Source organism: Mesorhizobium robiniae, from assembly GCF_040545535.1.
In the GTDB taxonomy this organism is placed as follows: Bacteria; Pseudomonadota; Alphaproteobacteria; order Rhizobiales; family Rhizobiaceae; genus Mesorhizobium; species Mesorhizobium robiniae.
On record NZ_JBEPMC010000005.1, the window covers coordinates 368,342 to 390,211 of the forward strand.

Genomic DNA, 21,870 nt, shown 5'->3' on the forward strand with positions numbered 1-21,870 from the left:
GTACGGTGCTAGGCGGCAACACCGCCTAAATAGGCGCTGATGACGGCCTCGTTGCTCGCAAGATCACTGCCTCGTCCCTCAAGAACGATGCGCCCGGCCTTGAGAACATAGCCGTAGTCGGCGAATTTCAAGGCGACTTTGCTGTTCTGCTCGACAAGCAAGATGGTCACGCCTTCGCGATTGAGGCGCTGGACGATGTTCATGACTTCCTTGATCAATTGCGGCGCCAGGCCCATTGACGGCTCATCGAGCAAGAGCACATTGGGCGCGGCCATTAAAGCCCTGCCGATCGCCAGCATTTGCTGCTCTCCCCCCGACAAGTTCCTTGCCTCGCCATTCTGTCTGCGCGCCAGGATGGGGAAGAGTTCAAAAACGTGATCCAGCCGCCGGCGGCGCTCTACGTCGTCGGCGAGCGTAAATGAGCCGAGGTCAAGGTTCTCCTTGATCGTCATGTCGCCGAAAATGCGCCGCCCCTCGGGGACGTGGACGAGCCCGCGGTGAGGCAGACGGTGAGCAGGAACCTTGGTTATGTCCTCACCCATGAAGCGGACATTTCCAGAGGACGCTGCAATGAGGCCGGACAGCGTGCGCAAGGTCGTGCTTTTGCCGGCACCATTCGCACCGAGCAGGGCGACGATCTGACCGCGCTTGACCGAAAGGCTGATGCCATGAAGGGCCTCGATGCCGCCGTAGCGCGTAACGATGCGATCGGCGGAAAGAACAATATCGGAGTCCATCAATCCTCCGTACCGAGATAGGCTTCGATGACTTTGGGGTCCGCACGTACGGCCTCTGGCGTGCCGTCGGCGATCTTCTGGCCGTAGTCGAACACCACGATCTTTTCCGAGACCTGCATGACAAGGCCCATATCGTGCTCGATCAGCAGGACCGTGACGCCGGTCTCGTCGCGGATACGGCGGATCAGATCTACCAGCTCCAGCTTCTCACGCTCGTTCAGGCCGGCGGCGGGTTCGTCCAGCAGGATGAGCTCTGGCGTCGACGCCAGAGCCCGTGCCAGTTCGAGCCGCCGTTGATCGCCGTAGGAAAGCCCCCCTGCAAGACGATGCGCATGCTCCTCAATGCCGACGAAATCGAGCCAGTGCATCCCGACTGCGCGGATATTCTCCTCCTCGCGCCGCTGCGACGGCAAATGCAAGATCGCCGAGATAATGCCGTGGCGGCTGCGGCAGTGCTGGCCGGACATGACGTTCTCCAGAACGGACATTTCCTTGAACAGCCGGATGTTCTGAAATGTGCGGGCAAGGCCGAGCGCGGTGATGCGATGCGGCGGCAAACCGGCAATCGGCCGGCCGCCCAGCCTGATCGAGCCGCCCTTTGGCTTGTAGAATCCCGTCAGGCAGTTGAAGAGCGATGTCTTGCCGGCCCCGTTCGGCCCGATAAGACTGTTTATGGCGCCCTTCTCCACCGAGAACGAGATATCATCAAGGACCTTCAAGCCGCCAAAGCTGAGACGCAGATCGCTGACTTCCAGCAAGGCCATGGTCAAACCCGCTTGTCCGGCCACAGACCGTTCGGCCTGAAGAGCATGATCGCCAGCAGCGCGATCGCGATCACCAGCGGACGATAGGTGCCTGCCCCGCGCAGTACCTCTGGAAGCAGGGCGACCAGAACAGCGCCAAGCACGACACCGGGAATGCGCCCCATGCCACCCAGGACGACGCCGAGAAGGATGAGAAGCGATTGGTTGAAGGTGAAGCTTTCCGGCGAGATGGCAGTCATCTTGGCGGCGTAGAGGCATCCGGCCACGGAAGCGATCACGGCTCCCATCATGTAGGCCTGCAGCTTGGCCGAGACCCGGTTGATGCCGATGCCGGCAGCAGCGTCCTCGTCGTAGCGAACGTAGAACCAGGCACGTCCCATGCGCGATCGTTCCACACTCAGGCAGACGAAAGCGGTGAGCAGAGCGAGCACCAGGAACGCATAGTAGAAGTGCTGCACCTGCATTAGCTTGATGCCAAAGAGCTCTGGTCGCTCGATACCGATCAGGCCGCTGGCGCCACCGGTGATATCGAGGTTGCGGGCGACGATACGCACGATCTCACCAAAGCCCAGCGTCACGATCGCCAGATAGTCACTGCGCAGCCTCAATGTTGGAGCGCCAATGATGATGCCAGCCACGCAGGCTGCCGCCATGGCAACCGGAATGCTGAGCCAGAAATTGAAACCGAACTCCGCCGTCAAAATCCCTGTTGTGTACGCGCCCACCGCGAAGAAGGCGGCGTAGCCGAGGTCGAGCAAGCCTGCATAGCCGACAACAATGTTCAGGCCGAGGCATAACACGACATAGAGCAGAGCGGTGGTTGCCACCTCGGTCACATAAGCATTGGCAAATTGGGGCAGCATCACCGCGCAGGCGAGCGCCGCCAGCCCAGGAAACACAAACCAAGGGCGCATCAATCGCGTTTGCTGGACGGCCGGCAAGATTCTTGTTTCGTCGGTCATCAGACCCGCTCCACGATTGAGCGGCCGAGAATGCCGGTTGGCTTGAAAACGAGGAACAGGATCAGCGCGCCGAATACGAAGACGTCGCGCCATTCCGAGCCAACGAAGGGCAAGGACGAGCCGAAAGCCTCAAGCAGGCCAAGCAGCAAGCCGCCAAGCATGGCGCCCGGCACGCTGCCGATCCCGCCTATGACAGCGGCGGTGAAGGCCTTCAGCCCCATGATAAATCCCATGAAGAAATGGACGCTGCCATAGTAGGCGCCGGCCATAACTCCGCCGCCGGCGGCGAGCGCCGAGCCCATGAAGAAGGTCAATGCAATCACCCGATCGACATCGATGCCCATCAGGCGACTTGCGCCCATGTCGATGGACACCGCGCGCATCGCCTTGCCGTACATGGTGCGCGAGATGAATATCTGCATCCCGGCCATCAGGGAGATGGAGGCGGCGACAAGCACCATCTGTGTGTAAGTGATGTGGACCGAGGAGATATCAACACCGGCAAAACCGAGGTCCGTATTGAACGCGTAGTGTCTTCCGCCGGTGAAAGCGAGTGCCGCGCCGTTCAGCGCCATCGAGGCACCGAGCGCCGTGATAAGGATGGAGAGACGCGGCGCGTTGCGCATCGGCCGATAGGCGAAGCGCTCGATGACAACGCCGAGCAAGCCGACAGCCAGCATCGACACCAGCAGGGCGCTGACGACACCCAGCCAGCCATTGCCGATCCATATGCCCACGGAGGAAAACACAATAAGGCCGACGAAAGCCCCACTCATGTAGATGTCGCCATGGGCAAAATTCAGGAGCTTGATGACACCGAAGACCATGCTGTAACCGAGCGCGATCAGGGCATAGAACGAGCCGACGATAAGGCCGTTCACCAGTTGCTGAATAATCAGGTCGAGCGTCATTGATGCTCCGGGTGCGGAATTGAGAAGTCTTGGCTGGGCGGCGTCAGGTGTGCCAGACAATCGGCAAATAGCGCCGCCGAGGCGGCGCCAGCCCCGCCTCGGCGTGAAGACTGCCTTGACCTTACTCGACAGCCACCCACTTGCCGCCCTTGGCAATCACCGGGCGGAAGTTGGACGTCTGCAGCGTGTTCTTGTCGGTGAACTTGATTTCACCGGCGAGACCCTTGAAGTCGCTGGCCTTGAGCGCCCCGACGATTGCCTTGTGATCCGCCGACTTGGCCCGCGCGATAGCATCGACGATCAGGTCACCCACATCGTGGGAGAGAGCTGCATAGGCACCGGCGTCGCGGCCGTGGGCTTCCTTGTACTTGGCCTTGAAATCGCCCGCGCCGGACAAGAGGTCGACGGTCGGCGGGGACAATAGGTACACGCCCTCACCCGCCGAGCCGGCGATCTCCAGATATTCCGGGGAGTTGTTGCCGTCGCCCAGCACGATGCCGCCCTGGAACCCTGCCTGCCGAAGCTGCTTGGTGAGCAAGGCGCCCCCGGCATGATAGGCGGTCCAGAAGACAGCGTCCGCGCCGCTCGATTTGACTTTGGTGACGACCGCCGAATAGTCCTGCTCGCCGGCGGTGGTGGTTTCCTTGGCGGCAATCTCGCCGCCGGCGCTCTTGAAGGCTTCGGCGGTCAGCTTGGCGAGGTCGGACGAATAGGCGTCGCCTTCGTCTATGACCGCGATCTTCTTGTAGCCGTTCTTCTTGAAGAGTTCGACGGCCGTTATCGCCTGCATGTCACCGGTTGAATTGGCGAGAAAGGCATTGCCCTGATTGGCGGCGACCAGCTTGGTCGAATTCGCGCCGATGATGACGAAGGGAATGCCGGCGTCACCATAGATCTTCAATGTCGGCAAGACAGCGCCCGAACAGTAGCCGCCGACGATGGCGGTCACGCCCTCCGAGACGAGCTTGCTGCCCGCCGTCACCGCCTGCTGCGGATCGCAGGCATCGTCGGCGGTGGTGGTGGTGATCTTGTCGCCGTTGACGCCGCCCTTTGCATTGGCGGCATCGATCGCCATCTTGACGGCGTTCTCCATATCCTGCCCTTCGCTGGCCAATTGGCCAGTCATTGGGGCCACGATGCCGATCTTGATGTCGGCAGCCAAGGCCACGGTAGTCATCCCCAGCCCGGCAAAGGCGGTGGCACAAGCAAGCTTCTTGAAGAAATCAACCATTTTTCTCTCCATTTTCCCCTGTTGGCGCATCCGGGCAGCGTGCCCGGAATGCATTCTTCTGCCTTGTTGCCGAACCGTTCGCGGAAGGTTCGGGATGGTCATGTTCAGAAGATCCCGAGCCAGCAATCTGATCTGCACCGTCGGGATCTGACCAGACAGATCAATGACTTCCGCCAGCGGCCCGGGCATACGCCCCCTGATAGCGGTTCTCCCTGATGCTCTGCATGATTTCGGCTTCGCGGGCCTCTTGCGCGCGGACGGCGGCCAGCAAGGCGGCAGCGCCGTCGACCGGAAACGCCACGACACCATCCTCGTCGCCGACAACGATGTCGCCCGGACTGACGACCATGCCGCCCACACAGACGGGAACGTTGATGGCTCCCGGCCCATCCTTGTAGGGTCCCAGATGAATGGCCGACCGTGCAAAGCATGGAAACGGATTGCGGCCGATGGCGCCCGCGTCGCGAATGGCGCCGTCGATGACGATGCCCGCGGCGCCGCGTGAGGCCGCAACGCTCGTCATGATCTCGCCGACCAGCGCGCGCCCCTCATAGCCACCGCCATCCACGACGACGACGTCACCGGGTTGCACCAAATCGAGCGCGCGATGGATGAACTGGTTGTCGCCGGGGCGCGTCCTGACCGTCAGCGCCCGCCCCGCCATGACGCCGCTGGCACGATGAAACGGCCGCAGCCCGATAGCCCCGGGGACACGAGCGAGATTATCGCTGATCAACGGCGTCGCAAAAGCACGGAACGCGTCGATCATTTCGCTTTCCCGAAGCCCACCTGCCATCTCCGGCTCTCCCGTCTATCGGCACCACTGTGAATATATTATCCAATCATGATTAGTTTGGGAAAGTCAACCGGATTGCGCGATCTGGTGAAAAAAGCCGAAAGCTGCGCAAATTTGGGCGAAATAGGCCCATATCGATCAATCAGCCGTCTCGATCCGGGCTTGCAATGGTGCGGAAGTTCGCGATAAGTTGGATAACATATCCATTAACTTAGAAAAGGACCTTGCCGTGAAGCATGCAGGAAAAGTCGTGATCGTCACCGGGGCGGCGCAAGGTTTGGGCCTTGCCTGCGCCGAGCGCTTTCACGCCGATGGCGCCAATGTCGTGCTTGTGGACGTGCAGGCCGATCGGGGGCGCGAACATGCCGAACGTCTGGGCCAACGCGCGGCCTGGCTATCGGCGGATCTCTCCGAATGCACCACGGAAATGGCAACCGACATCGTTGCCAAGGCCAAGGAGAGTTTTGGCAGCGTGGACGTCCTCATCAACAATGCCGGGGTTATCCATCTGGACGATTTCGTCGACTTCCCTGAGGAGGCCTTCGACCGGGTCCAGCGTGTCAATCTCAAGGCGCCCTTCCTTCTCGGCCAGGCGGCGGCACGAGCCATGATCGTGCAGGGACGTGGCGGCTCGATCATCAACATGTCTTCGATCAACGCCATCCTGGCCATCCCCAATTCGGTCGCTTATGCCGTGTCCAAGGGCGGCATCAAGCAACTGACGGCGGTGATGGCTGTCGGACTGATCCCGCACAACATTCGCGTCAACGCCATCGGCCCGGGCACGATCCTGACCGACATGGTCAAGAGCTCGGTCATGGCCAACGAGACGCAGCGCCAGACCATCCTGTCGCGCACGCCGAGCGGGAGATGTGGCGAGCCTTCGGAGATCGCCAGCGTCGCGTCCTTCCTAGCCAGCGACGACGCCTCCTACATCGTTGGCCAGACCATCTACCCCGATGGCGGCCGTCTCATCCTGAACTATACGGTGCCGGTCAAGGACTGACATGGCCGTCAATACGCCCCAAATCAGCCTTGCGGGATCAGGCGCGCTGCTGGTCGATGGTGCGCAGGGCGCCTTCGACGATGCCACCCAGGAGTTGGTTTGGGCTGTAGCCAATGCCGCCCTGTCCATCGAGGGGGTGTGCGAAGCTGTCCCCGGCATGAACAATCTGCTCGTGCTGTTCGACCCGCTGGTGGTCGACGCACGAAGCGTCGACGGGCGACTGAAGTCGATCTGGGCCAGCACCGATGCCAGTGCGGTGACCGGAACGCAGCATACCGTTCCCGTCGACTATGGCGGCGCGCGCGGAGAGGATCTCGCCGGCTGGGCCGCACACTGCGGCGTGACTGTCGAAGAGGCCGTCAGGCGCCACGCCGCGGCCATCTACACCGTCGCCGCGATCGGCGCCATGCCGGGTTTTCCCTATCTGTCAGGCCTCGACCCGCGGCTTGCCTGGGCTCGGCGGAGCACGCCTCGGCTGAAACTCGCCGAGGGCGCCGTTATCATCGGTGGCGCGCAGGCCGGTATCATGCCGATGACGGCGCCGTCAGGATGGCATGCCATCGGGCATACCGACTTGAAGCTCTTTGACATTCAGGCGGAATCGCCCGTCCTGCTCAGGCCTGGAGATAAGATCCGATTCGCAATCACAGGGATCGAGGGATGATCGAGATCCTCACCACCGGCTTGCCGAACTCGGTCCAGGACCTCGGCCGGCCCGGCCATCTGGCGCTGGGGGTCAGCCATGGCGGCGCCATGGACAGGCAAGCGCTGGCGATCGCCAATCTCATGCTGGGCAACGAGGCTTCGGCAGCCGGGATCGAGGTCGCGCTTCATCCGTTCCGGCTGCGCGCGCATGTGGATACCGCAATTGCCGTCACTGGCGCGGATTGCGCCATCAGCGTCGGCGATCGCCCCTGCCCGCCCTGGTGGGCCACGACGATCCAGGCGGGCGAGACGCTTGTGCTCGAAGCGCCGCGAGCGGGTGCGCGTTCCTACATCGCCTTCGCTGGAGGGCTCGATCTGCCGACCGTCATGGGCTCGCGCGCGACCGACATGAAGGGCGGCTTCGGCGGGCTTGACGGGCGCGGTCTGTCGCGCGGCGATCGACTTGCGCTCAACCCTGCGAAGTACTCCTTTCCCGCAGGCGGTCTCGGTGCGGCGCTGGAGGAGCGGCAAGGCATGGCGAATGGCTTTGCCTCCGCCATTGGCGTGCGGGTTCTGCCGGCTGCCGAGTTCGATGTCTTCAGCCCTGAGGCCCAGGCGGCTTTCACCGGCAGCGAATGGAGCATCACCAACGAAGCCAACCGCACGGGATATCGCCTTTCCGGGGAAACACTTTCATTGACGTCGCCACTGGAGCTCTTGTCGCACGGTATCGTGCCGGGCACCATTCAAGTGCCGCCGTCCGGCCAGCCGATCATCCAGCTTGCGGACGCCAACACTTGCGGCGGCTACCCGAAGATCGCAACGGTAATCGAAGCCGATCTCTGGCGGCTGGCGCAGGCGCCGGTGGGCGCGCGCCTGCGCTTCCTGCCTGTCTCGATGGAAACCTCGACTGAAGCGCTTCGCGCGAGCCGGCAGTGGCGCCTCGACTTTGTCGCCGCCCGAAATCTCATCTTCCGCGAGCAGAGGGGTCCATGAAAATTCGCCCTTTCACGATCCAGATTGTGCAGGCTGATATCGACGAATTGAAGAAGCGCATCTCAAACTGGCGCGAGCCAGACCAATTGCAGGCAATAGGCTGGGCCCAGGGAACGGAGTACGAAGAGCTGCGACGACTTGTGCAGTACTGGGGCTCCGGCTTCGACTGGCGCAAGCAGGAAGCCGTCTGGAACATCCATCCGCACTACCGGACGGATATCGGCGGTCAAACCATCCATTTCATCCACGCACGCGCCGCCGTTGCAACCACCAAAACGATCCTGCTCACCCATGGCTGGCCAGGTAGCGTCTTCGAATTTCACAAGCTGCTTCCCTTTCTGACCGACCCGCTTTCCCATGGCGGAAGGCAGGAGGACGCCTTCAACGTCGTGATCCCATCGATTCCCGGCTATGGCTTTTCGAGCCGGCCAAGCAGGCCTGGCCTCAACCTGTCCGCCGTCGCCGACCTTTGGGCCGAATTGATGAGCCGTCTTGGCTACGAACGATATCTGGCGCAAGGCGGGGATCTGGGCGCCGGCGTGTCGACATGTCTGGCACATGCCCATCCTGACAGCCTCGCCGGGATACATCTGAATTTCATTCCCGGCTCATACTCGCCCCCACACGATCCGGGACCGGACGGCGACGTCACTTTGGAGGAACGCGCCTTCCTGGAACGGAAAGCCAGGTGGGCGGATCTTCATGGCGCATACGGCCATATTCAAGGCACGCGTCCCCAGACCCTTGCCTACGGGCTGACGGATTCACCGGTCGGACTGGCAGCGTGGATGATCGAGAAGTTTCGCGACTGGAGCGATTGCGATGGCGATCTGGGCAATGCCCCATTTTCGCGGGACGACATCCTCGCCAACATCTCGCTTTACTGGTTCACCCGGACCGTTGCTTCGTCGATGCGCCTCTATTGGGAAACGCGCGCGCGCCCGCTTGCATTCGCGCCCGGCACGGCGATCAACGTCCCGCTTGCGGTGGCATTATTTCCCAAAGAGCTGCCGATGCCCCCAAGGAGCTGGGTCGAGCGCGTCTTCAAGGACATTCGCCGGTGGACAGCGATGCCGCGCGGTGGTCATTTCGCAGCCCTCGAGCAGCCCGCTTTGCTTGCACAGGATTTAAGAGCTTTTGCCGGCGGTCTGGACTTTTCTTGACGACGCAGATGCGTCGCAGTGCAGCCAAAATCCCTGAAGGAAAAAATGAACAATACCGTCCTCACCATCAATGCCTTGCATGAGCGCGTCGATGCAATTTTTCGCAAGGCCGGACTGAACCCTATCCAGGCCAGTTCCATCGCACGGGTCATCGTCGCGGCGGAACGCGATGCTTGCAAGTCACACGGTGTCTACCGGATCGAAGGAGCCCTGCGGACGATCAAGGCCGGGAAAGTGAAGCCGGACGCGGTGCCCAAATTGCTGCCGCAGGACGCGCCCGCCATCGTGAAGGTGGATGCGAAAGGCGGCTTCGCCAATCCGGCTTTCGAATTGGGCCTGCCCGTGCTGGCCGAGCGGGCACGCTCCTGCGGCATTGCAGCGCTCGTCATCAACGATGCGGTGCATTTCTCCGCCCTCTGGGTGGAGGTCGAAGCCTTGGCAGAGAGAAACCTCGCCGGTCTTGCCATGTGCCCGAGCTATGCCACCGTCGCCCCGACCGGCGGCAACAAACCCTTGCTGGGCACCAACCCCTTCGCCTTTGGCTGGCCGCGCGAGGGACAGCCGCCCTATGTGTTCGACTTTGCAACCTCGGTTGCCGCGCGTGGAGAGATCGAGCTGCACCGCCGGGCAGGCAAGCCGCTACCCGAGGGTTGGGCGATCGATGTCGACGGCATGCCCACCACAGATCCCGACGCTGCCCTGGCGGGCGCCATGCTGTCCTTCGGCGGGCATAAGGGGTCTGCTGTCGGGACGATGATCGAATTGCTGGCCGGGATCATGATCGGCGATCTGACGAGCCCCGAGGCGCTCGATCTACTCGGCACCACCACGCTTTATCCGTCGCATGGAGAGCTTGTAATCGCCTTTTCGCCGCAAGCGTTCGCGGCAGGTCGATCCGGCAATCCGCTGGGTCGTGCTGAAGCTCTGTTCGAGGCGATCCTTGGGCAAGGCGCGCGCCTGCCCTCGCAGCGGCGGTTCCTTGCCCGCGCAAGCTCGGAGAAGGACGGCATCAGCCTCTCAGCCCAGGAGATGGACCAGCTCGACCGTTTTCTCGAACAAGGACTCGGCGGCGTTTGAAGTCATTCGTCGACCTCATCCGAGTTGCGATGCAATTCATCCCGCCATCGGCGGGAGACTTTGGAACTCATCATTCAGGAGAAAAAATGCGCTGGTCAAAAACGTTCACGGTTGTCGGCTGCCATGCCGAGGGAGAAGTCGGCAATGTGGTCACCGGCGGGGTCATCGACGTGCCCGGTAACACCATGTTCGAAAAGAAAGAATATCTCGAACAGCACATGGACGATATACGCGGACTCGTTCTCTTCGAGCCGCGCGGCGCGCCCTACGTCAACGCCAACATCATCCTGCCGCCCTGCGACCGCTCGGCCGACCTCGGCTATGTGATCCTCGAAAGCACCGAATACCCACCAATGTCGGGTTCGAACACAATTTGCGTCGCCACGGTCGCGCTGGAGACGGGCATCGTGCCGATGCAGGAGCCCGAGACGCGGCTGCGGATGGAAGCGCCGGCCGGCATGATCGAGGTGCGCTGCCTCTGCGAGAACGGCAAGGTGAAACAGGTGGAGTTCACCAATGTGCCGGCTTTTGCATTTCACCTCGACACATCAGTCGAGGTCGAAGGGCTGGGCACCATCACCGTCGACACTTCCTATGGCGGCATGACTTTCGCCCATGTGAATGCTCGCGCGCTTGGCTTCGACGTGAGACCCGACGAAGCCCACCAGATGTCGCTGATGGGCCAACGCATCAAGAAGGCAGTCAACGAGCAGCTCAAGGTGGTGCATCCCGAGAACCCGAAGATCCGCGACGTGTCCAATGTCATATTCGAAGGCCCGATCGAGCGCGTTGAGGGTCGCGTGGAAAGCGTCAACGGCACGGTGTGCCTGCATGGCAGGCTCGACCGCTCGCCGACCGGCACTGGCACCACCGGGCGGCTGGCGGTTATGTCGGCAAAGGGGCAAATCGCCAAGGGTGAGCTGTTTCGCAACAAGTCCATCATCGGGACCCATTTCGATTCCAGGGTGATCGCGAATATGCGCGTCGGCGATCGCGACGCTGTCGTGGTCACTGTCGCGGGACAGGCCTGGATCACCAGCATCGGCCAATACGGCCTCGATCCGACCGATCCCTACCCGCGTGGCCATCGGCTCAGCGACGTCTGGTTCTGAGGTGGCGATGGCCTGGCCGGTCGGGATCAAGCCGCTTCCGAGAACGCCTTGATCCTGACGCCGCTCTCTTCCAGTCGCCTCCTCACGCGCGCAGCGATGGCGACGGCCGCCGGCGTGTCGCTGTGGACGCAGATCGAGTCGATCGGCGTTTTCAGCATCTGGCCCGAAACCGTCTCGATGGCGCCTTGCTTGACCATGCGCACGACCCGTTCCGCTGCCTGCTCGGCATCGTGGATGACTGCACCTTTCAGCTTGCGCGAGACAAGAAAGCCTTCCTCCGTATAGGCGCGATCGGCGAAGATCTCGGACCTGACCGTCAGGCCCGCGTCGCGCGCGAGCCGGTCTTGGAAACCCAGCGCGATAACCAGGCATGTCAAGCTGGGATCGACGGCCTTGACCGCGCGTGTCACGGCTTCGGCAACGCCACGGTCGGTTTGCGTAAGGTTGCCCAGCGCGCCATGCGCCTTCACGTAGCGGATCGGATGCCCGGCATAGGCGGAAAGCGCCTGCGCCGCGCCGATCTGGTAGGCGACAAGCCTCTCGATTTCGCCCACCGAGTGCGGAATGACGCGTCGTCCGAACCCCCATAGATCGGCGAAGCTCGGATGCGCGCCGACGGCGACGCCCTTCTCATGCGCCATCGAGAAGGTGGCCGCCATGATCTCCGGGTCGCCGGCATGAAAGCCGCAGGCGACGTTCGCGGAGCTTACGATATCGAGGATCGCCGCGTCGTCACCGAGCTTGTAGGCGCCGAAACCCTCGCCCACGTCGGAATTGATATCGACGTGCAGTCCACTGTTCGTCATGGCGCTTTCCTTCATGCCAGCGCGTAGAGCGGCGTGCCGTAGCCGACGACCGCACCGTCCTCGACCAGTGCGGCGCCCAGCACGCCGTCTGCCGGCGCGACGACGGCCTTCAGGCATGGACCGACCTGCAGGACGCCAACCGTTTCGCCTTTGCGGACCGTCCGGCCGGGTTCGGCGACCAGGTTGCCGGCGGTTGGATGATTGAGACGGAACACGCCGACGCCAGGCGCGCGTACGCCCCTGAAGACCGTTTCGGCCTTCGGCGCTCCGGCCACGGCCACAAGCGTTTCGGCAACAACGGATTGCATACGCAGGCGCAGCGAAAAACCGGCCTCCGCCAGTTCGATCTCGCCGATATCAGCACTTGCACAGCAGGCGGCCAGCCTTTCGATCTCTTCAACCGTCATGGCCGCCCCGCCCCTTGAGAAAACCGCCTTCGATCAGGCGTTCGAGATGATGGATATCGAAGCCTCCCGCGGTGAAGCCGGGCTCTTCCATGAGGAGGCCGTGCAGCGGCGCGTTGGTGGCGATGCCGACAGCCTCCATCTCGCCCAGCGCTCCGCTCATGCGCCGGATCGCCTCGGCCCGCGTCGACCCATGCGCCAAGAGCTTGGCCACCAGTGAATCGTAATGCGGCGGCACCGTGTAGCCGGAATAGAGATGCGACTCGACGCGGATCCCGGGACCGCCCGGCGGCGTCCAGCGCTCGACCCGGCCTGGATGCGGCCGAAAGCTGTAGGGATCCTCGGCATTGATGCGGCATTCGACGGCGTGGCCCTGAATGCGGATGTCTTCCTGGCCAAACGACAAGTGTTCGCCACGCGCGATACGGATCTGCTCACGCACGATATCGATGCCGGTAACGAGCTCGGTGACCGGATGCTCCACCTGCACGCGGGTGTTCATCTCGATGAAATAGAAGCGACCGTCCTCGTAGAGAAACTCGAAGGTGCCCGCGCCGGTGTAGCCGATGGCAAGGCATGCACGGGCGCACAGGTCGCCGATCTCCGCGATCGCCTCGCGGGCGATACCGGGTGCAGGCGCCTCCTCGATGATCTTCTGGTGGCGGCGCTGCATGGAGCAATCCCGCTCGCCAAGCCAGACCGCCGCACCATGCCGGTCGGCCAGCACCTGGAACTCCACATGACGCGGGTGTTCGAGGAATTTTTCCAGATAGACCTGCGGGTTGCCAAAGGCCCGGCCTGCCTCCTCCCGCGCCAGCGAAACGGATTCCAGGAGCGCGCCTTCCTCACGCACGATGCGCATGCCGCGCCCGCCACCGCCGCCCGCCGCCTTGACGATGACCGGATAGCCGACGGTCCCGGCAATGGCACGCACCGCTTGCTCATCTTGCGGCAGCGCATCCTCCGCGCCTGGAACACAAGGAACGCCGGCAGCGATCATCGCCCGCTTGGCGGAGACCTTGTCACCCATGACGCGGATCGCCGCTGCGGACGGCCCGATGAAGATAAGGCCGGCACTTTCGACCGCCTCGGCGAAGGCCGCGTTTTCCGACAGGAAGCCGTAGCCGGGATGGATTGCGCCCGCGCCGGTGAGCTGCGCGGCGGCGACGATCTCAGCGGTGTTGAGATAGCTCTTCGCCGAGGTCGCCGGTCCGATACAGATCGCCTTGTCCGCCAGCGCGACATGGCGAAGGCTCGCGTCGGCTTCCGAATAGGCCGCCACCGTCTTCAATCCGAGGTCGCGGCAGGCGCGCAGGATGCGTAGCGCAATTTCACCGCGATTGGCGATAAGGACGGTATCGAACATCGTTCCTAGCCCACGTCTTCCAGAACGAACAGCAAATCGCCGGACTGCACCGCGGCATGGTCGTCGAGAGCAATCTGGACGATCCGTCCGGTGCGATCGGACTCCACGACATTGAAGGTTTTCATGGCTTCGAGGACGCCGATCTTCTGTCCCTCCTCGACCACATCGCCAACCGAAACGAGCGGCGGCTCGCCCTCGGCAGTGGAACGGTAGAACACGCCCGTCAGCGGAGCCCGGACCGAATGCCGCGCTGTAGCAGGAGCTGTCGGATCGGCATTTGGGGTAGCGGCGGCGACGCCTAAAGTCGGCCTTGGCTGCGGCGCAGATTGTGTTGGCGCCGCCTGTCTGGAAATACGGACGCGAACGCCGTCGCGCTCGATCTCCAGTTCATCAATGGGCGAACATGCGACAAGCTCGATCAGCCTTTGGACGAAGTCCAGATCCATCGCCGTCACTGCCGTAGCGCTTCGACGGCCTCGGCGATGCGCCCGATCGCTTTTTCGATCAGGTCCATCGACGTGGCTATGGAAATGCGGAAATGCGGCGACAGGCCGTAGGCCGAGCCCTGGACAACCGCGACCCGCGCCTGGTCGAGCAGGAAGAGCGAGAAATCGTCGTCGCTGCCGATGGGAGTGCCGTCCGGGCGGCGACGGCCGATCAGGGCCGAGCAATTGGGATAGAGATAGAAGGCACCCTCCGGCGTCCGGCAAGTGAGGCCGGGAATTGCGCGCAGCAGCTCCAGCGCACGGTCCCGCCGCACCTGGAATTCAAGCGCCCGCGGACGAAGAAAGTCCTGAGGCCCCTCCAGCGCGGCTATGGTCGCGGCCTGCGAGATGGATGACGGGTTCGACGTGCTCTGGCTCTGCACGGTCGCCATGGCGCGGATCAATGGCTCCGGACCGCCGGCATAACCGATCCGCCAGCCGGTCATGGCATAGGCCTTCGACACGCCGTTGACCGTCAGCGTGCGGTCCTTCAGCCGGGGCTCGACACCGGCGATGGTATGGAAGGTGCGTCCGTCGAACAGGATGTGCTCGTAGATGTCGTCGGTCAGCACATGGACATGCGGGTGATCGAGCAATACCTCGGCCAGTCCGGCAAGTTCGTCACAGCTGTAGACGGCGCCCGTCGGATTGGAGGGAGTGTTAAGCAACAGCCATTTGGTGCGTCCGGTGATGGCTTGCCGCAGGGCTTGCGGTCGCAGCTTGAAGCCATCCGCCTCCGCACAGGCAACCACCACGGGCTTGCCTTCGCCCAACAGAACGATGTCGGTATAGGAAACCCAATAGGGTGCTGGAACAACCACCTCGTCGCCGGGGGCGAGCGTTGCCAGCAGGGCGTTGTAGATGATCTGTTTCGCGCCGCCCGCGACACTTATCTGGGACGGCTTGTAGTCGAGGCTGTTCTCGCGCCTGAACTTGTCAGCGACCGCCTGCTTCAGTGCGGCCGTGCCATCAACCGCGGTGTAGCGGGTTTCGCCCCTGCGCATAGCCGCATAGGCCGCCTCGACGATGTGCGGCGGCGTCGGAAAATCCGGCTCTCCTGCACTCAGGCTGACGACGTCGATGCCTGCCGACCGCATTTCGATGGCCCGCGCGGTGACCGCCATGCTGGGGCTTGGCTTGATGACATCGAGACGGGGAGCGATGAGACCCACGGAGCAATCCTCGGCACGATTCTGCCGCGGCCTTGCCGGGCAGATGGGTTTCGATATAAATTGGATAATGTATTCTTATTTTCGCGTCAAACCCCTTTTTCTACGCCAAAGACCGGGTTATGTGTCTCTGTGACGGCGGGGCTGAGGCAAAAAGTATCCAATCTATCGCCGCCACGTATGACATTCGAGATAGGGAACACGATTGGAATGGGCACGAACTATGATGTGGTGATCGTCGGAGGCGGCGTTGTCGGCAGCTCGATTGCCTATTTCCTGTCAGCCAACCCTGATTTCGCAGGACGGATCGCCGTGGTTGAGAGGGATCCCTACTACACAGCCTCCTCGTCCTCATTGTCGACCAGCGCCATACGCCAGCAATTCGGCACACCGCCGAACATCGCCATGTCGAAGTTCAGCATCGACTTCCTGCGCCAGGTGGGAACGCGGCTTGCCATCGGCGACGAGTTGGCGGACATCGGGCTGCATGAGCCCGGTTATCTCGTGCTGGCGGGCCCTGAGCGGATCGAGGTGCAACGTGCCAAGAACCGCGTTCAGCGTGACATGGGTATCGACATCGAGCTGATCGAGCGGGTCGATCTGGCACAACGCTTCCCTTGGCTCAACACGGACGATCTCGCCATCGGCTCATTCGGCCTCGGCAGCGAAGGCTGGTTCGACGGCCCTGGCCTGATGCAGGCATTCCGTCGAAAGGCGCGCGCGCAAGGCGTCAACTATCTCGCCGCGACCGTGACCGGGCTGACCATGGCCTCTCGCGGCAAGGTCGGCGAAGTGGTGCTGGACAACGGCGAACGGCTTGGCGCCGGAACAGTGATCAATGCCGCCGGACCGTGGAGCGCGGGCATCGCCCGGATGGCCGGCGTCGACCTGCCGGTCGTCCCGAGCAAGCGATGCGTCTTCGTCTTCGAGACGCCGGCAAGAATCGAGAACTGCCCCTTCGTCTTCGACACAAGCGGCCTCTGGCTGCGGCCGGAAGGCCAGCTCTTCCTGTGCGGCATCCCGCCGGTGCGCGAGAACGAGCCAGACGATTTTGGCCTGGAGGTGGACTATGAACTGTTCGACGAGCTGATCTGGCCGGCGCTGGCACATCGTGTACCTGGGTTCGAACAATTGCGGATGCTGCGCGCCTGGGCAGGCCTCTACGAGTACAATACTTTCGACCACAGCGGCATCATCGGCCGACACCCCGAGGTTTCGAACCTTATACTGGCCACCGGCTTCAGCGGCCACGGCATGATGCACGCGGCGGCAACCGGATCCGGCGTCTGTGATCTCATTGCCTATGGCGAATACCGCTCCATCGACCTGTCGGCCTTCCGCTATGAACGGATCGCCAGCAACCAGCCCATCGAGGAGCATGTCTACTGATGCGAAACGGGCGACATGGCATCGGCGTGACAACGGTGCTATGCGTCCACTTCTTCAATCAAAACGGCGCCAATCAATAAACAAGGCGGCCGCCCCAGGCTGATTCATGCTCGTACAGAAGAAAACCATCTCGACCCAGGTCGCCGATGCCATCAGGCAGAAGATCCTGATCGGCGAGTATGAGGCCAACTTCCAGCTGCGGCAGGAGCATCTGGCTGCCGAGTTCGGCGTCAGCCGGATTCCGGTGCGAGAGGCGCTGCATCAGCTTCACTCGGAAGGCTTCGTCACGCTGGTTTCCCACAAGGGAGCTGTCGTCACCTCCATTTCCCTGGACGAGATCCTCGAGCTCTACGAATTGCGGGCCCGGATCGAGACATGGCTGCTTGCCCTTGCCATTCCACGGATGACGGATGCCGATCTCGCGCTTGCCCGTGAGCGGGCAAAGCAGCATCAGGAACAGGGCAAGACAGGCGAGTATTCGAACCAGCTGAACTGGAACTTCCACGCCGCGCTCTACGCGCCGTCCGGCCGCAAGGCGACGATCGAATTGGTGGGGCGCATCTACCAGCAGTTGGAGCGCTACACGCGAATGATGGTGACGCTCACCGAGATACAGGTACAGTCCGACCGCGACCACTGGCAGCTGATAGAACTTTGCGAAGCCAAGGATACGCTGCGCGCCGTCAGCCTTTTGGAAATGCATATCATCACCAGCGGCAGATTCCTGGTCGACCGGCTTCAGGAATTGCGGGGCAGCTGACACACCAGTCGTCCCGCGCTCGATCCTCATCGGCCTCCCGACCTTCGCGTGAATGGATCATTTGCCGGGCAGATTGGTTGCCCGGGTCAGCAAGATCACCCCCGCCTGGTCGGCCGTGTCGTAATAGGTGAAGCCGGTGCGGTTTTCCCGACGCCCGCGCATCAGCACGGAAAGCCCGTCGGTTTGCGCCTTGGCTTCGGCTAGGTCCGCATCACAGACCTCAAAGCCGATATGGAAAACGCCTTCGCCCTTGGTATCGAGATGAATGCGTTGTGGTGAAGGATCATGGCTCGGCTGGCAGAGTTGCAGCTGAACGGTCGGCAGGTTGCAGATCCGGTATTGCATCGCCCTGAAGCCTTCGGGGCTTGGGACCTGGAGTTCTTCGTATTCGGCCAGCGGTGGATAGGCTTCCCAGGGCCCGACGCCGATAGAGTCATAGTAGGCCTGCGCCTTGTCGATATCGTGCACGACGATGCAGATGTGATGCAGCTTGCCGAAATTGCCCATGTCCTCACTCCCCATTCTTCTCACTCCTTGATCGGAACCGTATAGTTCAGCACGCGGCGCTGGAGCCGACCGCTGACCGTGTTCTGGAAGCTGACCAGCGCCATATCGGTCCTCAACAGGTGGCAAAGCCCAGATGGGCGCGAAAGCGGTTCTTGACCTCGACCGCGTCGCGCGGCGGCAGCGAGCGCGGCAGGTTCTCAGGCGTGATCTTCAGCACGAAAAGGCGCGGACCGTCGGTTGAACGACGCAGCTGCTCGCACAGCGTGTCGATCTCGTCGAGCGTACGCAGTTCGGCGGTTTCCCAGAAACCGCAGGCGGCAGCGACCTTCTCGAAACCTATGCCTTTGCCGGTATGGCTCGACTGCATGCCGGTCTCACCGAAATGCTGGTTGTCGAGCACGATAAGATCGAGATTTCTGGGCCGTGCCACCGAGATCGTCGCCAGCGAACCGAATGCCATCAGTTGTTCACCGTCCCCGGTAATCACCATCACCCGCTTCTGCGGCTGGGCCTGGGCGAGCCCGAGGCCAATCAGCGCAGCACCGCCCATCGCGCCCCACAGATAATAATTGTCGTTGCGGTCACCGGCAGCATGCACGTCGTAGCTCGGCGAGCCGAGACCGGTTACGACCAAGGCGCCGTCGCGGGCGTCGAGGAGCTTCTTCACCGCAACCCGGCGGTCCATCGTCGGCAACGTCATGTCGCTCACCACTTCTTCTTGCCGAGCAGCCGCTGCCCGATCAGCACGGCAATCTGCTGGTCGGCGTCGAAAGCCATCGAGGCTGCCTGCGCCACCGTTTCCACGAGGTCGTCACCGGTCTCGGCGCGCAGCACCTTGAGGCCGATCGCCCTCAGCGACGCTTCCGTCGCCTGCCCCATTGGCACCTGCCACGGGTTGAACTCGGCCCATTCGCCCCGCATCGTCACCAGGATGAGCAAGGGAAAGCGTGCCTGCACGGGAAGCGACAGCATATTGATGCAGTTGCCGACGCCTGAGGATTGCATGAGCACGACGCTCCGCTTGCCCCCGAGCCAGCAGCCCGCTGCAATGGCGATACCCTCCTCCTCCGTCGTCAGCACATTGGTGACGACCTCCGTATCCGCGCTGAAGCGGCGAATCAAAGTGGTATGGCCGGCATCGGGCACATAGGACATCTGGCTGATGCCGGCCGCCTTGAGCACCTCATAGACCTGATCCGGCCACTGCTTTTCCGGTACCGCCGAAGCGGCCTCAAGCGAGGATGTCTCCGGTTGTTTTGCTTGCACGCTCGCCGTCACCTTGGACCCCCGAGAATTGGACTGGCATCACCTTATCTCGGCTATGCGATCGAATCTTCGTCTCTTTCTTGTGATCAGATATAATGATACTCGATACCTTTATGGAGCTATCCCAGCTACGCACTTTGATCCACGTCGCCGAACTGGGCAGCCTCAGCAAGGCTGCCGACCGGCTGCACATTGCGCAGCCTGCACTCAGCCGGCAGGTGCGCATGCTGGAGGAGGAGTTGGGCTTTGCCCTTTTCCTGCGCCACGGACGCGGCATGGTATTGTCCGAGCAAGGCAAGGAGGTGCTGCCCCACGCGATGCGCGTGCTTGCCGAGGTCGATGAGATCCGCGCCACGGCTACACCCGCCGACGCACCGCTGACCGGCGACGTGGCCATCGGCCTGCCACCTACCGTGGCTGACATTATTTCAATGCCGCTGGCCGCGGCCTTCGGCAAGGCCCACCCAAAGGCGAAACTCAGACTGGTGAGCGCCTATACCGGCTACTTGCTGGACTGGCTTCACCGGGGCGAAGTCGACATCGCGGTGCTCTATGACCCGCGCATGGCACGGTCGCTGCGCTCCCGCCCGCTGCTGCTGGAAAACCTCTTCCTAATCGGGCCGCCGGACGCCGGCTTTTCCACCGTGCGTGCAGTGCCATTCTCCTCGCTCGCCGGCAAGCGCCTGCTGCTGCCCAGCATCAAGCATGGATTGCGCATCATCGTCGAACGTTGCGCTGCTGAAAGCGGCATCCCGCTCGAGGTCGGCATCGAGGCGGACTCGTATTCCGCGCTGAAGGACCTCGTGCGCAACGGTCATGGTTGGACGATCCTGCCGCTCGCCCCTATCCATGCCGATGTCTCTGCGGGCCTGCTGACCGCTGCGCCGCTGATCGATCCCGTGCCCGTACGCCGTCTCATCCTGGCATACCCAGCCGACCGGCCTGCCTCGCGGTTGGCGCGGTTCGCCGGACAAGCAATAGAGGACATCGCCAAGGATCTTGTCGAGCGGGCCGTATGGGTCGGCCAGCTTCTCGGCCCTGCGCCATGAGTATTTGAATCGAGCATTTGAATTTTGGCATATCTGCTCACGCCGATCTTACATTGCTGATAGGAGGTGGTAGCGCGATAATGTGGCCCGCAAATAAGACGAAAGCTCGGGCGAACCTCGTGGAAAACTATCAGGACATTCGGGAAGCTGTCGCCAAGCTGTGCGCGCGCTTCCCCGGAGACTACTGGCGCGCGCTCGACAGGGACATGGGCTATCCCCGTGAATTCGTCGGCGCTCTGACGGAGGCCGGCTGGCTCTCGATCCTGATCCCGGAGGCGTATGGCGGCTCGGGCCTGCCGCTTTCGGCTGCCGCTGCCGTGCTGGAGGAAATCCAGCGCGCCGGATGCAATGGGGGCGCCTGCCATGCCCAGATGTACACGATGGGCACGCTGCTTCGCCATGGCTCGGAAGCGCAGAAGCAGCGGTACCTGCCGAAAATCGCCACGGGAGAATTGCGCCTGCAGGCCTTCGGGGTAACCGAGCCGACCAGCGGCAGCGATACGGGCGCGCTCAAGACGACCGCCCGGCTCGACGGTGATCATTTCGTGGTCAAGGGCCAGAAGATCTGGACCAGCCGCGCCGAGCACTCGGATCTGATGCTGCTTCTGGCCCGCACCACGCCGCTGAAGAGCGGCATGAAGAGGACCGACGGCCTCTCGGTCCTCATCGTCGACATGCGCGAAGCCGTCGGCAACGGCCTCACCATCCGGCCAATCCGCACCATGATGAACCACGCCACCACCGAGGTCTTCTTCGATGACCTTCGCGTGCCGGCCGAAAACCTGATCGGCGAAGAGGGAAAGGGTTTCCGCTACATCCTCTCCGGCATGAACGCCGAACGCATCCTGATCGCATCCGAGTGCGTCGGCGACGCGAAATGGTTCATCGAAAAGGCTGGCACCTACGCCAAGGAACGGCATGTGTTCGGCCGGGCAATCGGCCAAAACCAGGGCGTCCAGTTTCCGATCGCCAGGGCCTACGCCAACATGCGCGCGGCCGAACTGATGGTACGCGAGGCGCTGAGCCTCTACGAGGCCGGCAAGAACCCCGGCGCCGAAGCAAACATGGCCAAGATGCTGGCTGCCGACGCCTCCAACGAGGCCGCCAATGTCTGCATCCAGACGCATGGCGGCTTCGGTTTCGCGGAGGAATACGACGTCGAGCGCAAGTTTCGCGAGACGCGTCTCTATCAGGTCGCACCGATTTCCACCAACCTGATCCTATCATTCCTCTCCGAGCATGTGCTTGGCCTGCCGCGTTCCTACTAGG

General features: G+C 62.5%; 24 protein-coding genes. 10 read left to right on the plus strand and 14 right to left on the minus strand.

Going from position 1 to position 21,870, the window contains the following annotated elements; genetic code table 11:
* Nucleotides 1-8 precede the first annotated feature (8 nt).
* The 6 genes from ABID19_RS16565 to ABID19_RS16590 all read right to left on the minus strand — a co-directional run bounded on the left by ABID19_RS16565 (nucleotide 9) and on the right by ABID19_RS16590 (nucleotide 5,401).
* The gene (locus ABID19_RS16565; RefSeq protein WP_354492063.1) at nucleotides 9-737 is read right to left on the minus strand and encodes an ABC transporter ATP-binding protein; all 729 of its coding nucleotides are present in this window, start codon (nucleotides 735-737) and stop codon (nucleotides 9-11) included.
* On the minus strand, nucleotides 737-1,501 hold the full coding sequence (locus ABID19_RS16570; protein WP_354492193.1) for an ABC transporter ATP-binding protein: 765 nt from the start codon (nucleotides 1,499-1,501) through the stop codon (nucleotides 737-739). The genes ABID19_RS16565 and ABID19_RS16570 overlap by 1 nt, the downstream gene beginning before the upstream one ends.
* A gap of 2 nt (nucleotides 1,502-1,503) precedes the next feature.
* The gene (locus tag ABID19_RS16575) at nucleotides 1,504-2,463 is read right to left on the minus strand and encodes a branched-chain amino acid ABC transporter permease (RefSeq protein WP_354492064.1); all 960 of its coding nucleotides are present in this window, start codon (nucleotides 2,461-2,463) and stop codon (nucleotides 1,504-1,506) included.
* The gene (locus ABID19_RS16580) at nucleotides 2,463-3,374 is read right to left on the minus strand and encodes a branched-chain amino acid ABC transporter permease (protein ID WP_354492065.1); all 912 of its coding nucleotides are present in this window, start codon (nucleotides 3,372-3,374) and stop codon (nucleotides 2,463-2,465) included. The genes ABID19_RS16575 and ABID19_RS16580 overlap by 1 nt, the downstream gene beginning before the upstream one ends.
* 121 nt (nucleotides 3,375-3,495) lie before the next feature.
* Nucleotides 3,496-4,605: a branched-chain amino acid ABC transporter substrate-binding protein gene (locus ABID19_RS16585; protein ID WP_354492066.1), complete on the minus strand. Its 1,110-nt coding sequence runs from the start codon at nucleotides 4,603-4,605 to the stop codon at nucleotides 3,496-3,498.
* A 160-nt stretch (nucleotides 4,606-4,765) separates the two neighbouring features.
* Complete coding sequence (locus ABID19_RS16590) at nucleotides 4,766-5,401, minus strand: RraA family protein (RefSeq protein ID WP_354492067.1); 636 nt, start codon at nucleotides 5,399-5,401, stop codon at nucleotides 4,766-4,768.
* A 229-nt stretch (nucleotides 5,402-5,630) separates the two neighbouring features.
* Here ABID19_RS16590 and ABID19_RS16595 point away from each other — a divergent pair, with 229 nt between their 5' ends.
* From ABID19_RS16595 to ABID19_RS16620, 6 genes are all read left to right on the plus strand, one after another.
* Nucleotides 5,631-6,407 carry an SDR family NAD(P)-dependent oxidoreductase gene (locus ABID19_RS16595; protein ID WP_354492068.1) on the plus strand — a complete coding sequence of 259 codons (777 nt, stop codon included), beginning with the start codon at nucleotides 5,631-5,633 and terminating at the stop codon, nucleotides 6,405-6,407.
* Nucleotide 6,408: 1 nt separating this feature from the next.
* Complete coding sequence (pxpB, locus tag ABID19_RS16600) at nucleotides 6,409-7,071, plus strand: 5-oxoprolinase subunit PxpB (RefSeq protein ID WP_354492069.1); 663 nt, start codon at nucleotides 6,409-6,411, stop codon at nucleotides 7,069-7,071.
* On the plus strand, nucleotides 7,068-8,048 hold the full coding sequence (locus ABID19_RS16605) for a 5-oxoprolinase subunit C family protein (RefSeq protein WP_354492070.1): 981 nt from the start codon (nucleotides 7,068-7,070) through the stop codon (nucleotides 8,046-8,048). Before pxpB ends, ABID19_RS16605 begins: the two co-directional genes overlap by 4 nt.
* Nucleotides 8,045-9,211, plus strand: a complete 1,167-nt coding sequence (locus ABID19_RS16610) for an epoxide hydrolase family protein (RefSeq protein ID WP_354492071.1) — start codon at nucleotides 8,045-8,047, stop codon at nucleotides 9,209-9,211. Before ABID19_RS16605 ends, ABID19_RS16610 begins: the two co-directional genes overlap by 4 nt.
* Before the next feature lie 45 nt (nucleotides 9,212-9,256).
* A complete protein-coding gene (locus ABID19_RS16615) occupies nucleotides 9,257-10,288 on the plus strand; it encodes an Ldh family oxidoreductase (RefSeq protein ID WP_354492072.1) in 1,032 nt (343 codons plus the stop codon).
* Nucleotides 10,289-10,374: 86 nt separating this feature from the next.
* A complete protein-coding gene (locus ABID19_RS16620) occupies nucleotides 10,375-11,400 on the plus strand; it encodes a proline racemase family protein (RefSeq protein ID WP_354492073.1) in 1,026 nt (341 codons plus the stop codon).
* 26 nt (nucleotides 11,401-11,426) lie between these two features.
* Here ABID19_RS16620 and ABID19_RS16625 read toward each other — a convergent pair whose 3' ends face one another.
* From ABID19_RS16625 to ABID19_RS16645, 5 genes are read right to left on the minus strand one after another with little or no spacing between them, the layout of a single operon-like run.
* Nucleotides 11,427-12,206, minus strand: a complete 780-nt coding sequence (locus ABID19_RS16625; protein WP_354492074.1) for a LamB/YcsF family protein — start codon at nucleotides 12,204-12,206, stop codon at nucleotides 11,427-11,429.
* Between the two features lie 11 nt (nucleotides 12,207-12,217).
* Entirely contained in the window at nucleotides 12,218-12,613 is a 396-nt protein-coding gene (locus ABID19_RS16630; protein ID WP_354492075.1) for a biotin/lipoyl-containing protein, read from the minus strand.
* Nucleotides 12,603-13,976, minus strand: coding sequence for an acetyl-CoA carboxylase biotin carboxylase subunit (gene accC / locus ABID19_RS16635; protein ID WP_354492076.1), 1,374 nt, complete (start codon nucleotides 13,974-13,976; stop codon nucleotides 12,603-12,605). Before accC ends, ABID19_RS16630 begins: the two co-directional genes overlap by 11 nt.
* 5 nt (nucleotides 13,977-13,981) lie before the next feature.
* Nucleotides 13,982-14,422 carry an acetyl-CoA carboxylase biotin carboxyl carrier protein gene (locus ABID19_RS16640; protein ID WP_354492077.1) on the minus strand — a complete coding sequence of 147 codons (441 nt, stop codon included), beginning with the start codon at nucleotides 14,420-14,422 and terminating at the stop codon, nucleotides 13,982-13,984.
* A 5-nt stretch (nucleotides 14,423-14,427) separates the two neighbouring features.
* Nucleotides 14,428-15,633: a pyridoxal phosphate-dependent aminotransferase gene (locus ABID19_RS16645; RefSeq protein WP_354492078.1), complete on the minus strand. Its 1,206-nt coding sequence runs from the start codon at nucleotides 15,631-15,633 to the stop codon at nucleotides 14,428-14,430.
* A gap of 207 nt (nucleotides 15,634-15,840) precedes the next feature.
* Between ABID19_RS16645 and ABID19_RS16650 the strand changes: the two genes are divergently transcribed.
* On the plus strand, nucleotides 15,841-17,019 hold the full coding sequence (locus ABID19_RS16650) for an NAD(P)/FAD-dependent oxidoreductase (RefSeq protein ID WP_354492079.1): 1,179 nt from the start codon (nucleotides 15,841-15,843) through the stop codon (nucleotides 17,017-17,019).
* Nucleotides 17,020-17,125: 106 nt separating this feature from the next.
* Entirely contained in the window at nucleotides 17,126-17,779 is a 654-nt protein-coding gene (locus tag ABID19_RS16655; protein ID WP_354492080.1) for a GntR family transcriptional regulator, read from the plus strand.
* Between the two features lie 57 nt (nucleotides 17,780-17,836).
* On the opposite strand, the gene ABID19_RS16660 is transcribed toward ABID19_RS16655, so the two are convergent.
* From ABID19_RS16660 to ABID19_RS16670, 3 genes are all read right to left on the minus strand, one after another.
* A complete protein-coding gene (locus ABID19_RS16660; RefSeq protein ID WP_354492081.1) occupies nucleotides 17,837-18,301 on the minus strand; it encodes a VOC family protein in 465 nt (154 codons plus the stop codon).
* A gap of 97 nt (nucleotides 18,302-18,398) precedes the next feature.
* Nucleotides 18,399-18,986 carry a thiamine pyrophosphate-dependent enzyme gene (locus ABID19_RS16665; RefSeq protein WP_354492194.1) on the minus strand — a complete coding sequence of 196 codons (588 nt, stop codon included), beginning with the start codon at nucleotides 18,984-18,986 and terminating at the stop codon, nucleotides 18,399-18,401.
* A 5-nt stretch (nucleotides 18,987-18,991) separates the two neighbouring features.
* Complete coding sequence (locus ABID19_RS16670; RefSeq protein WP_354492082.1) at nucleotides 18,992-19,564, minus strand: thiamine pyrophosphate-binding protein; 573 nt, start codon at nucleotides 19,562-19,564, stop codon at nucleotides 18,992-18,994.
* Nucleotides 19,565-19,665: 101 nt separating this feature from the next.
* Between ABID19_RS16670 and ABID19_RS16675 the strand changes: the two genes are divergently transcribed.
* Nucleotides 19,666-20,601 (plus strand): LysR substrate-binding domain-containing protein, encoded by a 936-nt coding sequence (locus ABID19_RS16675; protein WP_354492083.1) that lies wholly within the window; start codon nucleotides 19,666-19,668, stop codon nucleotides 20,599-20,601.
* An 80-nt stretch (nucleotides 20,602-20,681) separates the two neighbouring features.
* Entirely contained in the window at nucleotides 20,682-21,869 is a 1,188-nt protein-coding gene (locus tag ABID19_RS16680) for an acyl-CoA dehydrogenase family protein (protein WP_354492084.1), read from the plus strand.
* Nucleotide 21,870 lies beyond the last annotated feature (1 nt).

Coding starts and splice junctions, on each gene's coding strand:
- ABID19_RS16620 (WP_354492073.1), top strand. CDS start 10,375: ATGCGCTGGTCAAAAACGTTCACGGTTGTCGGCTGCCATGCCGAGGGA.
- ABID19_RS16605 (WP_354492070.1), top strand. CDS start 7,068: ATGATCGAGATCCTCACCACCGGCTTGCCGAACTCGGTCCAGGACCTC.
- ABID19_RS16610 (WP_354492071.1), top strand. CDS start 8,045: ATGAAAATTCGCCCTTTCACGATCCAGATTGTGCAGGCTGATATCGAC.
- ABID19_RS16650 (WP_354492079.1), top strand. CDS start 15,841: ATGGGCACGAACTATGATGTGGTGATCGTCGGAGGCGGCGTTGTCGGC.
- ABID19_RS16640 (WP_354492077.1), bottom strand. CDS start 14,422: ATGGATCTGGACTTCGTCCAAAGGCTGATCGAGCTTGTCGCATGTTCG.
- ABID19_RS16615 (WP_354492072.1), top strand. CDS start 9,257: ATGAACAATACCGTCCTCACCATCAATGCCTTGCATGAGCGCGTCGAT.
- ABID19_RS16665 (WP_354492194.1), bottom strand. CDS start 18,986: ATGACGTTGCCGACGATGGACCGCCGGGTTGCGGTGAAGAAGCTCCTC.
- pxpB (WP_354492069.1), top strand. CDS start 6,409: ATGGCCGTCAATACGCCCCAAATCAGCCTTGCGGGATCAGGCGCGCTG.
- ABID19_RS16580 (WP_354492065.1), bottom strand. CDS start 3,374: ATGACGCTCGACCTGATTATTCAGCAACTGGTGAACGGCCTTATCGTC.
- ABID19_RS16655 (WP_354492080.1), top strand. CDS start 17,126: ATGCTCGTACAGAAGAAAACCATCTCGACCCAGGTCGCCGATGCCATC.
- ABID19_RS16680 (WP_354492084.1), top strand. CDS start 20,682: ATGTGGCCCGCAAATAAGACGAAAGCTCGGGCGAACCTCGTGGAAAAC.
- ABID19_RS16660 (WP_354492081.1), bottom strand. CDS start 18,301: ATGGGGAGTGAGGACATGGGCAATTTCGGCAAGCTGCATCACATCTGC.
- ABID19_RS16570 (WP_354492193.1), bottom strand. CDS start 1,501: ATGGCCTTGCTGGAAGTCAGCGATCTGCGTCTCAGCTTTGGCGGCTTG.
- ABID19_RS16630 (WP_354492075.1), bottom strand. CDS start 12,613: ATGACGGTTGAAGAGATCGAAAGGCTGGCCGCCTGCTGTGCAAGTGCT.
- ABID19_RS16565 (WP_354492063.1), bottom strand. CDS start 737: ATGGACTCCGATATTGTTCTTTCCGCCGATCGCATCGTTACGCGCTAC.
- ABID19_RS16575 (WP_354492064.1), bottom strand. CDS start 2,463: ATGACCGACGAAACAAGAATCTTGCCGGCCGTCCAGCAAACGCGATTG.
- ABID19_RS16675 (WP_354492083.1), top strand. CDS start 19,666: ATGGAGCTATCCCAGCTACGCACTTTGATCCACGTCGCCGAACTGGGC.
- ABID19_RS16625 (WP_354492074.1), bottom strand. CDS start 12,206: ATGACGAACAGTGGACTGCACGTCGATATCAATTCCGACGTGGGCGAG.
- ABID19_RS16590 (WP_354492067.1), bottom strand. CDS start 5,401: ATGGCAGGTGGGCTTCGGGAAAGCGAAATGATCGACGCGTTCCGTGCT.
- accC (WP_354492076.1), bottom strand. CDS start 13,976: ATGTTCGATACCGTCCTTATCGCCAATCGCGGTGAAATTGCGCTACGC.
- ABID19_RS16585 (WP_354492066.1), bottom strand. CDS start 4,605: ATGGTTGATTTCTTCAAGAAGCTTGCTTGTGCCACCGCCTTTGCCGGG.